This is a genomic window from Parvibaculum sp. (assembly GCF_049651025.1).
Lineage (GTDB): Bacteria > Pseudomonadota > Alphaproteobacteria > Parvibaculales > Parvibaculaceae > Parvibaculum.
This window is the reverse complement of sequence record NZ_JBASBH010000049.1, coordinates 1-12,517: the sequence shown is the minus strand read 5'-3', so window position 1 is coordinate 12,517 and position 12,517 is coordinate 1. Positions and strand designations below refer to the sequence as shown.

The window sequence follows — 12,517 nt, the reverse complement described above, 5'->3', positions numbered from 1 at the left end:
CACGCTATGTTCAATCATGCTTTGACCAAGATGAATGATAGCCCGCACCCTGATCAGGCGCAAACTATCGCTCGTTCAGCGCAGCGCTCTGTGGCAACCAGTGATCGAGAAAACGCGTAAGCCAGCCTTTAAGTCCCGCGTCATGCACGGCGCGACCCGCACGATGTTGATGATCCGCCTGCGCGCCCGGCAGCACGAGACGATGCCGCGCCTTTACCAGCCACGCATTCATCATCAGCGAAGTGAGTTCAGGATGAAACTGGATGCCATAGGCGCACTTGCCATAACGCATCGCCTGAACGGGAAAATCATCGCCCTCGGCAAGCTGCACGGCACCTGACGGCAGATCGAAACCTTCGACATGCCACTGATAGACATATTGCGGATCATCGAAGAGCGATGCGCCCTCGCCTGTCGGGCGAATGGGGAAATAACCGACCTCGCATCTCTGGTCCTCATGGCCATAGACGCGCGCACCGAGGCTCTTGGCGAGCAACTGCGCGCCGAGGCAAATTCCAAGATAGGGCTTTTCCGCCTTCAGCGGCACGGCGGAGATCCAGTCTTTCTCTATACGGATAAAATCCAGATCGTCATTGGCGCTCATCGGCCCGCCAAAAACGATGACGCCATCATGCGCGTCGAGATTTTCCGGCAGCGGATCGCCAAGCGAAGGGCGGCGGATATCGAGTTCGCAACCGCGCCGTCGAAGCTCCTGCGCCACGCGACCGGGATTTGAACGCTCTTGATGAAGGATAATGAGAATGCGCTGGGTCATGGTCACTGACCAATCTGGGGATAGCGGCAACGGCGCGCAAGATCGCCGCTGCCACAGTTTCCAGATTATCGGCGCATAACCCTTAAGAAATTTTCGTCACGCCGGATAATTCGCCTCACATGGCGCTGATGCCGCCATCGAGCTTGATCTCCGCGCTCGTCATGAACTTCGACTCGTCCGACGCAAGATAGACGACCGCATGGGCCACATCGTCGGGATCGCCGATGATGCCGAGCGGCACCTGCTTGGCGAGCTTACGAACCAGCTCCTCCTTCGACATGCCGCGCGTCATGCCGTCAAGGATCGGCGTGTCGATGAATGTCGGATGGATCGTATTGGAGCGAATGCGGTAGCCGCGCTTGGCGCAATGCAGCGCCACCGACTTCGACAACAGCCAGACGCCCGCCTTGGCGGCATTATAGGCGGCCATATTATGACCGGCGATCAGCCCCGCGATCGACGAGGTATTTATGATCGAACCCGGCGCATGCGGCACCATATAGGGAATGGCATATTTGCAACCGAGGAAAACCGAATCCAGATCGACCGCCTGCACACGCTTCCAGGTTTCGAAATCCGTATCCTCGACCGTCGTGCCGCCGCCAATGCCCGCATTGTTGAACAGCACGTTGATGCCACCCATGGCCTTGTCGGCATAGGCCAGCGCCTCTTTCCACTGGCTCTCGCTCGTCACGTCGAGCGCGACGGCGAATGCCTGACCGGGATATTTGCCGTTGATCTCCTCGGCAACCGCTCGCACGCCCTTCTCATTGATATCGGCGACGGTGACGATTGCGCCTTCCTTGGCAAGCATCATGGCCGACGCCTTCCCAAGTCCCTGCGCTCCGCCCGTGATGAAGGCTTTCTTGCCTGTTACGCGACCCATCTTCATTCTCCCGTAAATTTCGGTTTGCGTTTTTCGAGGAAGGCGTTCACCGCCTCCTGCTGATCCCTGGAAGTCGCGGTAAGCGCGAACTGATCTCGGTCCATGAAGGTAACCGCCGGATTGAGCGCCTTTGCCGCCATATCGATAGACTGCTTGGACATGCGCACCGGAAGCGGCGGCAGGTCCCCGAATTTCTCTGCGAGCGCCAGCGCCGCGTGAAGCGCCTGCCCATCCTCCGTCACCTCTTCAACAAGACCCCATTCGAGCGCCTTGGGCGCGAAAAGTTTCTCGCCCAAAATGATGAAGAGTTTCGCCCGCGCCGGCCCGATGAGATTGACGATGCGCGGATTGGAGTGCCAGCTCATGTTCATGCCGAGCGGAATTTCCGGCAAACGAAAATAGGCGCTCTTCGCCGCAACGCGAATATCGCATGACGCGGCAAGCGCCGAGCCGCCGCCGATGCAGAAACCTTCGACAGCGCAGATCGTCACCTGCTCCAGCCGCTCCCATGCGTCGCACATGTCCGGCCCGACCTTCATCGCATGACGCCGCGCGAGAAGCCCCTTGCTCTGGCGCGTCACCATCTCGGGATCGCCGAGATCGGCGCCAGCGGAAAAATGCCCCGCCGCGCCAGTGAGCACCACGACGCTGGTTTCAAGATCGTCTTCGAAAGAACGCGCAACCTCCGTCAACTCGCGCATCGCCGCCGCCGACAAGGCATTGAGCTTGTCGCCGCGATCGAAATGCACCGTCGCGACGCGGCCCTTGCGCTCGACGCGCGTGAACTCGCCCATCATTCTGTCTCCCAATATCGAAATTTAAAGCATGGTAGTGTTGGTCGGTACGCCAAGAAAGAGGCGGCCCGTAAGCTCGAATGTCGCGTCGCTTACCATCATGTGCTGGGTCGCAACATGCACGTCGCGGAAGTGACGCTGAAGGGGCGAGGTCTTGTAAACCGAGGTGCCGCCGCCCAGCGTATACATGAGATCGACCGCGCGGGTCGCGGCGCGCACCGCATGCGTGGTGGCAAGGCGGATGTCGCGGCGATGCTCGACCGTAATCGAACCATCCGCATTCGCCGCCGCCCATGCCGCCTCTATCGTCTCGACAAGATAGGCGCGGGCCGAACGCACCAGCGCCTCCGCTTCCGACACATCGAGCTGCGCCTTGGCGCGAAGCGCCAGCGGCTTCGACGATCCTTGCGGCGTCTTGCCACCCGCAAGCTCGACAAGCGCATCGATGGAGCCGCGCGCAAGGCCGAGCGCGACCGCGGCAATGCCGATACCCAGAAGCCCGAAGGTCGGGAAACAATAAAGCGGCCGCGCGAGAGGCTTGTCGGAAATCAGGCTCGCCGCGCGCGTCGCGGGCACAAAAACATCCTTCACTTCAAAATCGGTACTGCCCGTGCCGCACAGGCCCGACACGTTCCACGTATCGTGCAACGTCACCTGATCGGCAGCGAAGATCATCATGCGGTTTTGCGGTACTCCTTCCGGCGCCATCTCGGGCTTGCCGTCATCGCCAAGGATCAGCGCCCCACCCATGATCGCGCTGGCATTGCGCGAACCAGAGCCCCATTGCCAGCGGCCCGTGACGCGGTAGCCCGGAACGCCGCCTTCAACGGCATGACGTGCCTGACCGCGCGGCGCAAACACGCCAGCGGCAATCGACATCGGATCGCCAAAAACCGCGTGCGCATCTTCAGGCGGGAGGAAAGCCGCCGTCATGCCCGATGTCGCGCCAATGAAAACGCACCAGGCAGTCGATCCGTCGACGCGCGCAATCCGTTCGGCAACCTCAACCAGCACCATCGGATTGGCTTCCAGTCCGCCATAGATCGCCGGAATGAAAAGCCGGTGCAGCCCGAGCCGCGCCGCATGATCGGCAATGTCCTGAGGCAGAAACCGGTTGCGCTCTATCTCGTCGACACGCGGCGCCACGGCGCGGGCAAGCTCATCTGCCGCGCTGAGCGGATCTGGAAATGCGACTGCCGACCGTTCGGTCTTGCTCATATCCTCTCCTCTCACGCGCCGAGCTTCAGGCGGTTTGCGATATTGTTCTTCTGCATATTGGACGAACCGCCGACAATCGGCAGGCTCACCGCGTCGCGTACATAGCGCTCCATATCCATCGCATCCGAAAGCCCGTAAGCGCCGGTGACGCGCTGACAAATCTGCGTAACCTCCGCCGCGCCCTCGCAACAGAACAGCTTCGCCATGGAGGTTTCGACGGAACACGGGCGACCCTGATCGGCAAGCCAGGCGGCGCTGTAAAGCATCATCCGCATGGCGCGAACCTTCGTGCGCGCATCGACCAGCATATGCCGGATCGCCTGATGGTCGGCGATGGCGCGGCCGAACTGAACACGCTCCTCCGCATAGGCCCATGCATCGGCCACCGCCGCCTCGGCCAGACCGAGCGCGCAAGCCGACAGCTCGAGCTTCTCGACTTCGAGCGCACGGCCCGCCAATTGTTCCCAGCCGCGATTCCACATCTCCTCGCCGCCGAGAATATTCGACGCGGAAACGCGCACATCGTCGAAAGTGACATCCTTCGTTTCGACGCCGCGAATGCCGAGATGCCCAAGCGGTGTGATCGTGATGCCGGGCAATGTCGGCGGCACCAGCACGATGGAGAGGTTCTTGTAACGCGCCTCCTTCGGCCCCGAGCGCAACAGGCAGAAAATGTAATCCGCAATATGCGCGCCGGTGCACCAGCGCTTGGCGCCATTGATGATGACCTCATCGCCGTCGCGCCGCGCAACCGTCTCGACCGAAGCGAGATCGCCGCCGACATTTGGCTCGGACAGCCCATAGGCAAAAAGCAGATTACCGCTCGCAACCTTCGGCAAGAGCGCCTGCTTCTGCGCCTCACTGCCGCGCTCGCCAAGGTTCATGCCCGCATAGCAAACCGCCATGATGTAGGGGCACGCAACCGCGACCGAGCGCTTCGCAAGCTCCTCGATGACCGCCATCGTCGCGTAAATATCGATGCCCGCGCCGCCATAGCGCTCGTCAACCGTGAGGCCCATCAGCCCCATATCGGCGAGCTTTCTCATCACCTCGCGCGGATAGATATTGCCACGATCCCACTCACGCGCCTTCTCGCGCGGCATTTCGGCCTCGACGAAACGCGACACGCTGGCGCGCAACAAGCGCACATATTCCGGCTCGTCGAAATTGATCGGCTGATCGTCCATCGACGCATCCATTGGTCAACGGCCCTTGAATTTTGCGGGGCGCTTCTCGAGGAAGGCATGCACCGCCTCGCGATGATCCTCGGTCGCAAATGTCTGCATCTCATAAGCGATCGAGGCGTCGAGGATCGAATGCGCGAGCTGCTTCAATCCGATATTGACGGCGACCTTTGTATATTTGATCGCAAGCGTCGCCCCGCCAGCAATCCGCGCCGCGAATTCGTCCACGCGCGCATCAAGCTCGCCATCCGCCACGACATGATTTATGAGCCCGATGCGCTCTACCTCCACGGCCTTCACCGGATCGCCCGTCATCAGATATTCCTTGGCGCGCGCATAGCCGACAAGCTGCGGCCAGATGATCGCGCCGCCATCGCCCGCAACGATACCGGCGCGCACATGCGGATCGGCAAACCGCGCCGTATCGCTGGCAAAGATCACATCGCACATCAGCGCAATCGTCGCGCCAAGACCGACGGCGGGCCCGCGCACCTTGGCAATGATCGGCTTTTCAAGATCGAGAAGCGAAAAGACGATGCGCTTTGCTTCCGCTGCATCGGGGCCCTTTTCACCGGCCTCGAAGGAACGCTTCATCCAGTTGAGATCGCCGCCTGCGGAAAAGGCCGGCCCCTCGCCTGTCAGCACGATCACGTCTGAATGAGGATCATCCGCCGCGTCGAGAAAGACGGTGGAGAGCTCGCGATGCATCTCGCCATCGACGGCATTCATCAGCTTCGGATTGGACAAGGCCAGCGTCAACACGCGGCCCTGCCTGCTTGCCTTGATGCGCGTATAGCGTCCGAAATCGACCTCGTGGCCAGTGCTCGTTGCCCCTGACATGCCGCACTCCTCCCGCGCCATTATTCTATTTTCTCGATTGTGACGCGCGCATTCAGCGATGGGAAGCCCGCAAAGCGCACAAAGAAAAACCCCGGCCACAGGGCCGGGGTTTTGAATTCGAAGAGCTTGAAGTTCGCCGGTTTTAGCTGCCGGTGTTGAACTTGAAACCGACTTCATCGGCAGCCTTCGTCGCATCATCCGGCTGCAGCTTCACGCCCGGCTCGCCGAACACGGCGATCTTGTCATTTGCGGCCTGCAACACGGCGACATAGCCCAGACGATCGGCGCGCGTGACTTCGGTGAAGTTCAGACCATCGTCCGTGCTGTAACCGACATAGCCCTGAAGGCCGACGAGTACGATCGTGCCATTGCTGAGTTCGATACCGCCGCCGATCGACTTGTCGGTGCCGCTATTGATCTTCGCCCAGGTCGTGCCGTCATCGGTCGTGCGATAGACGTTGCCGCGCATGCCGTAGATGAGCGCGGAGCCGTCATTGAGTGCCAGACCGCCCCAGAACGAGCCTTCATAGCCCGTGGCAATCTCGGAGAAGGTCTTGCCCTGATCGGTGGAGCGATAGACCTTGCCGAATTCAGCCGCGACGAGAATGGTGCCCTGCTTCGTGGCGAATACCTTGTTCAGATGCGAGTCTTCCTGGCTGCCCTCGACCAGCGAACGCTGATGCCAGTTCTTGCCGCCATCTTCCGTTTCGATGACGAAGGAGAATGCGCCCATGGCAAAGCCGTGGTTTTCATTCTCGAAATAGACCGACATGATCGGCGCCTGCGACTCCGCATTATGATAGGCGAGCGTCCAGTTTTCGCCGCCGTCATCGGTACGGAGCACCGTGCTGTCATGGCCGCCGGCATAACCGATCTTGTCATTGACGAAATAGACGCTGGTCAGCGTCACCTGCGTCGGCACGCTCTTGGCCTGAACCCATGTCGCGCCGCCATCATCGGAATAGATGACGTGGCCGAACTGACCGACCGCAACGAGGCGCTTGCCGGCCATCGTCGCCGAAAGGAGCAGGTCCTTGCTCGCCAGCGCGGACGGCGTGGAATATTCGACCTTGTTCTGGTCGGCCGTTGCTGCGGTGTCTTCCGCATGAGCGGCCGGCACGAGCGCAAGCGTGAGCACGAGAGCCGCGGCCGACGCTACGGCGCGGATCGGCGATCTCGAAATGAATTGGCTGAATATGGACGACATTTTGTGACTGAGGCTCCCTGCACTCTGCGTTTCGTGGGCGGCGGCACGGCTCCTGTCGACCGACCGGGCCAGCGCTGCTCTCTCGTTTTCACCCCGGCTCTTCGAGGCCGGCTGCTTGGATCTGTCTTTTATCAGGCCCTTTTGAAGCCCGAAATCTTTGTATAGCCGAGAACCGCGACCGGCGCTTCAGGAACGTCGCCGCGGATCGTTAGGCAGAAATAAGGCCGGACCTCGGTATCCCGAGGCCCGGCCCATAGACAGTAAACGCTTTTTTAGCGGACGCCAAGCTGACGGATCGAGTTCGGCGTGTAGCGGCTCGGGTCAAGCTCGTCGGCGAAGTAGTTCACCGGCGGCTCTTCGTTCTGCATGGCAAGGGCAAGATAACGGCCCGCCTGGAGATCGTAGACCACTTCCGCGCCCGAACCGCAGAGCGGCACGTTATAGCGCTGAAGCTGCTGGAGCTCCTGGACGCGCCAGAGCTGGCCACGACCGTCATAGAGCTCGGCGCTCGCGACTTCCCAGGCGTCTTCGTCGTTGTGATAGACGCGGCGGGCGTAAACGTGACGCGTGCTCGGCTTCAGCTTGGCTTCAAAGTTCCACGTCCGGTGCAGTTCGTAACGGATGTGGTCCTGGTTCAGGTGAAGCGGCTTCACGAAGTCCTTGTACTTCACGCTTTCCGCCTTGTAGTCGTTGGCGGCGATGATCATCGGCTTCTTGTCGATGACGGCCCAGTCATAACGATCAAGCGCGCCGTTATAACCGTCGAAAGCGTCCGAGGTGGACAGACCGTCCGAGTTCGTGCCCGGATTGTCGTAGGAGATGTTCGGCGCGCGACGCACACGACGCGTACCGGGGCTGTACTGCCACGCCTGACGGCCGCCATTCAGCGTCGCGTTGAGCGCTTCGAGAACGAGGACCACGTTGCCAGCTTCGCGGGCGGGCGCGATCGTGTTCGCGATGTAGTAGATCGACGTGTTGTTCAGCTCTTCAGCCGACTTCTTCGACGGATCGGACCAGGCCAGAATGGCTTCGTCCTGCACGATGGTCAGCGTGTAGTCGCCGCTGCGCGTAACGGGCGCGGCTGCGAACTGACGCACCACCTTGAAGGAGCGATAGCGCAGCGTGTGGTTCCAGATGATTTCGAAGGCGTTGTTCGGAACCGGGAACGGGAAGCCGAAAATGGCCCCGCCGACGCCCGAGCCGCCGCCGTTGAGAACGCCGACCTTGGCGTTGTTCTTCGTCGCTTCATAAACGCGGTCCGGATAGGCGCAGGACCGGCGCGTCTGATAGACGTTCATCTTGTAATCGGGATAGGCCTTCATCAGGGCCTTGTAGCCATCCGGCAGCACAGCGTCGTACTGCGCGGCATTGCCAGCAGTGATCGTGTACTTGATCGGGTCGCTGGCGAACGGATCCTGAAGATGATCGCCGGGCTTGTAGCTGACATTGCTCGGTACGGTCTGAAGACCGCCGGTCCAGGCCGGGATATCTCCCTCGCCTGCCTTCTCGGCGCCGATCGGGGTAAGATCAGACCCCAGACGGTTGACCTGTGCATCCGGCACTTGTGCCAGCGCGCTGGTGCTCAGTGCGCCGAACACGAAGGCGGAGACCAACATGGTCGTCCTTTTCATGTACGTTCCCTCCACTTGATATTTCTTTTTAGAACTCGACGGTTTTCCGCCTAAGCCCGGCTCTCCCGCCAACTCTGCTGGAATAATATCAAAACAGCAAGACGTCGCAAACAACGCCGCAGCGGATTCAAGACGAATCTGTGTCCCGGCAGCATCTAAACGCGGCCAAACCAGCAGCATTCGCGTCTCTCCCACATTAAATATTTTTAATGTCGCCCGTGGAGAAAAATTGCACGCGATTTCCGTTCGAAAATCGCCTCTCGCATTTACTCATACAGAGCCGATGATCAGAATAAAATCAGTATGCGGATTTAAATGATTTGAAGACTGATCGTATGTCCTCACATCCGCGAGAAGCGGCCACCAACCAAGCGGGCCTCAACTGACAATCGCGAAAGCAAAAAAGAAAAACCCGGCGGCATTTCTGCCGCCGGGTTCATTTTCAGTAACTGCTTCGATCAGAAAGCGTAGGACAGATTGACCGCCGCAAAGTCGCGGTCGACCGAGTCGCTATACTTGTTGCTACCGAAGAAGTTCGTGTAGGAGATGCCACCTCTCCACGCGCCCTGGAGCGAGCCATTGAGCTGGAGGCTCACCGACTTACGACCCTGACGATAGTTCGAGATTGGCGCCGGGGTGTTACCCGAAACGTCGTGGCTGAAAGCCAGCGTCGGCGACAGTGTCAGAGCTGTGCCGAAGGCGTTGTTGTACTGGAGTTGACCCAGCAACACATAGCCCCAGGATGCCGCAGTCGGACGGCAACCTGAACGCGGCGCAAGCGCCAGGAAGCCACCAGCCGGAAGATCCGTGCCACCAGTGCAGACGTTACCCCACTGTTGCTTTTTGAAGTCACCTTCCGAAGGAACGTCAGGAGTATAGACCAGACCAACTTCCGTCACCAAGATGCCGAGATCGGCGCCGGTCATCGAAATAAAGGCGTTGGAGTTGGAGTAAGTCGCCGTGGTTCCGATGTCATAAGTAAACATCTTGGAACGAACCACACCCGAGAAGTCATGTGTGCTCGGGCCAACGCCCATGGTACCGCAACCAATGCCACCATAGGTATCGATGCCGCCAGCCTGAAGAGACCCGAAGGTGGTGGCCCCCAAAATGCCGTTGAAGGTACATCCGGCATTCAATGCAGCAATGCTGATCTGGTCAGTATCAAGCTGGAAGGGCTGGTTCGAACGATAGCTCATTTCGCCCTGCACACCCCAGGTACCGATGGTGGTGTTGAAGCTCGCGCCAACCATATGAATATCCTCCGGATATTCAAGATAAAGCGAGAGCGCATTGCTACCTAGCATCGGCGTAGCGATGAGAACCTCTGCGCCGTCATTCAGCAGCGTGGGACTACCCAGCGCCACCGCCCTGCTTGACTGCATAGCGACAAGTGCACAGTTGACGATTGCCGCCTGCAGGCCGGAGTTTGGATTCACGGTAATGCCAATCAATGAAGCAGCGGGACCAACGTTGGGGTTACCCGTAAAGCCAAAATTTACAGCTTGCGCGTATGGCGTGAGATCGACGCCGGCAATGCCACCAGCAAAAGGTGATTGGTCAAGCCCAGGCACAACACCCGTTGTAGGCGATTTAACGACATTATACGTGCCGACGTTGGCATAGTAATCGGTCGCGATCGCCGTTGCAGCAGCGAGAACAGGATCCGTACCAGTACCGATCGTCTGGTTCATCTGCGCTACGGCCGCGGCAGAAAGACCGATCGGCAACCCATAAAGCGCGGAAGGATCCGCAGTGCCTTGGAAGTTGCAACCCGAATATGCGGCCCCACGTGCCGTACCCGACCCGTTCTGCCCAGTAACAAAGGGCGAGAACTGCGTATTGGCGGGGTTCGAAGTAACACGTTCACTCGCTATCGGCAGACGCGAGTGATAGTTCATGAAGTAGAGGCCGAATTCGGTGTTGTTCAGATCTTCCGAATACCAGCGTGCGGCAACACCCCATTGACCGCTATTGCGCGCCCGACGATCCGCGTCACGCGCGACGGTGCTGCTATCCTGCAAAGCAAGGCGAATGGCTTCCGTCTGCCCAATCGGAATCGGATTCAGATAATTCTGATACTGCTGAAACGGATTGGAGCCGGTGTAATTGCCGCAGGAACGAATGTCGTTCGTTGGAAATGCATTAGCAATTGCAATAGCGACGCTGTTCGTCGCGCCGCAGTTTTGACCGCCATAGCTTCCCGTTAGAAACGAGAAGCTATTATCGCCAATCTGCGCCACGTCGGAGGAAGCGAATGGCGTGCCGCTGCGATCGATTTGGTATGGCTCCCACTTCAACTGATAGAAAGCCTCGAGAGACAAGTTGTAGGGCAGACCAATTGAACCGTCGAGCGCCCAGACGGGCACGAGGCCTTCTTTGACTTCTGCACCCGGGCGGCGGAAGGCGTTGACGTCGATGGGGTTAATCGAGTTGATGCCGTTCAGCATGAACGTGCCTTCGCCCCAACTGATAACCTGCTTGCCGGCGCGCAGATTGAGGGGCAGGTCGCCAACATTATAACTAGCGCTACCGTAAAAATCGAGAAGCTTGATATCTCGCGCGGCACTTGCCTTACCGTCGAACAGTGGTGTGCGATTGTAGCTGCTATCACGGCTCAGCACCGCGTCGTAATATGAACTGACGCGAGCGAAGAATTTGTAGTTCTGAAAGCCAGCCGAAATATCATTCGTCATCTTGAAGATGCCGCTCGTCAGATCGCCGCGGCTGAAGTTCAACCGGCCATCATCGGTGTTGATCGAACCGTCAATCGTCGAGGGGTCGGTAAGAAGCGACATCCCGTCGTTCACACCCGCCACGACGTCAGCATTGGTCTGGACCAAGAAGCCCGGCAGATTTACGTTATTGGTCGTTACCTGCTTCGGTCCGCCGTTGCTGGCGGGCAGCAAGGTATGATCCGTCTTCGCAGTGCTCATCGACGCACCAGCGCTGACCGTGGTGTCCAGCTGCAGCGTTACTTCGCCGAAATTATATTGAGCGGCGTTTGCCGTGCCCGCCGTCGCAATCAACCCTACCGATACGGCAGAGCCGAGTAGCAACGATCGCAAGCTTCCTTTTATCATTGAGCGATCCTCCTCGATCCTCGATGGCTTCACTAAACTGCGGCCTGGATCGGGAGGTTGAATCGATGGATGTATTTCCCCATTCGACTGCCCCCCCGGCCAGTCAGCATCCCTCAAGCGTTAGCCCATCGGTAAAGCCCTTGTGTGTCAAGATGGACTTGGGTCGTTCATGCAGGCCGGACCCTACATTGGGCGGCGGTATTGCAAATTTGACACGGGTTTAGGCCGAATGCGGACTTGTTCGGGAAAATCGGCCAGCAACGCAGTTGCGAGATTGGTCATGTTGCGACGCAAAAGGATTAATGCGGACAGGGGCTTAACATCAGACTGCTGACAATCAGCATCCGCTGTTTCACCAGAGCGATTCCGGACAGAAAACGGGATCGCACCTTTCCTGGAATTGCTCTAAAGCGAGGATGGCCCCGTCCCCAAAAGCCGTCATCCCGGGCTTGATCCGGGCACATCTTTATCGTCAACAGGAAGGAAGATGGATGCCGGATCAGGTCCGGCATGACGATTGGGGGGGAGGCTGTTCCATCTCGCGCCGTCTCACCCCGATCTCCGGCCCGTCACCCCGGGCTTGGACCCGGGGTCCATCTTCTCACTCGCCGCCAGACCCAATGGAGTCATCCCGGGATTTATTCCCGGGATCCATGTGGCCGCGCGACGACCGGAGAGGCAGGTGGGTCCCGGGAACAAGTCCCGGGACGACTCTGAATTTTTTGTCCCACCCCGACCCCGCCCGTCACCCCGGGCTTGACCCGGGGTCCACCTTTACCGCCAACACGAAGGAAGAGGGATGCCGGATCAAGTCCGGCATGACGATTGGGGGGAGGCTGTTCCATCTCGCGCCGTCTCACCCCGATCTCCAGCCCGTCACCCCGGGCTTGGACCCGGGG

9 protein-coding genes are annotated in these 12,517 nt (G+C 59.4%); all 9 read right to left on the bottom strand.

All coding sequences use genetic code 11. The annotated features are described in order from the left end of the window. Positions 1–64 precede the first annotated feature (64 nt). The 9 genes from WA943_RS06165 to WA943_RS06125 all read right to left on the bottom strand — a co-directional run bounded on the left by WA943_RS06165 (position 65) and on the right by WA943_RS06125 (position 11,618). Positions 65–775: a glutamine amidotransferase gene (locus tag WA943_RS06165; RefSeq protein WP_424469001.1), complete on the bottom strand. Its 711-nt coding sequence runs from the start codon at positions 773–775 to the stop codon at positions 65–67. 115 nt (positions 776–890) lie between these two features. Beyond that, entirely contained in the window at positions 891–1,661 is a 771-nt protein-coding gene (locus WA943_RS06160; protein WP_424468978.1) for an SDR family oxidoreductase, read from the bottom strand. A 2-nt stretch (positions 1,662–1,663) separates the two neighbouring features. Beyond that, positions 1,664–2,458: an enoyl-CoA hydratase/isomerase family protein gene (locus tag WA943_RS06155; protein WP_424468977.1), complete on the bottom strand. Its 795-nt coding sequence runs from the start codon at positions 2,456–2,458 to the stop codon at positions 1,664–1,666. A 21-nt stretch (positions 2,459–2,479) separates the two neighbouring features. Next, positions 2,480–3,673: an acyl-CoA dehydrogenase family protein gene (locus tag WA943_RS06150; RefSeq protein ID WP_424468976.1), complete on the bottom strand. Its 1,194-nt coding sequence runs from the start codon at positions 3,671–3,673 to the stop codon at positions 2,480–2,482. 11 nt (positions 3,674–3,684) lie between these two features. After that, positions 3,685–4,860: an acyl-CoA dehydrogenase family protein gene (locus WA943_RS06145; protein WP_424468975.1), complete on the bottom strand. Its 1,176-nt coding sequence runs from the start codon at positions 4,858–4,860 to the stop codon at positions 3,685–3,687. A gap of 15 nt (positions 4,861–4,875) precedes the next feature. Further along, positions 4,876–5,697, bottom strand: a complete 822-nt coding sequence (locus tag WA943_RS06140; RefSeq protein ID WP_424468974.1) for an enoyl-CoA hydratase/isomerase family protein — start codon at positions 5,695–5,697, stop codon at positions 4,876–4,878. Positions 5,698–5,839: 142 nt separating this feature from the next. Next, entirely contained in the window at positions 5,840–6,904 is a 1,065-nt protein-coding gene (locus WA943_RS06135; protein ID WP_424468973.1) for a WD40/YVTN/BNR-like repeat-containing protein, read from the bottom strand. Positions 6,905–7,176: 272 nt separating this feature from the next. After that, positions 7,177–8,535 (bottom strand): DUF1329 domain-containing protein, encoded by a 1,359-nt coding sequence (locus tag WA943_RS06130; RefSeq protein ID WP_424468972.1) that lies wholly within the window; start codon positions 8,533–8,535, stop codon positions 7,177–7,179. A 458-nt stretch (positions 8,536–8,993) separates the two neighbouring features. Then, positions 8,994–11,618 (bottom strand): DUF1302 family protein, encoded by a 2,625-nt coding sequence (locus WA943_RS06125; RefSeq protein ID WP_424468971.1) that lies wholly within the window; start codon positions 11,616–11,618, stop codon positions 8,994–8,996. Positions 11,619–12,517 lie beyond the last annotated feature (899 nt).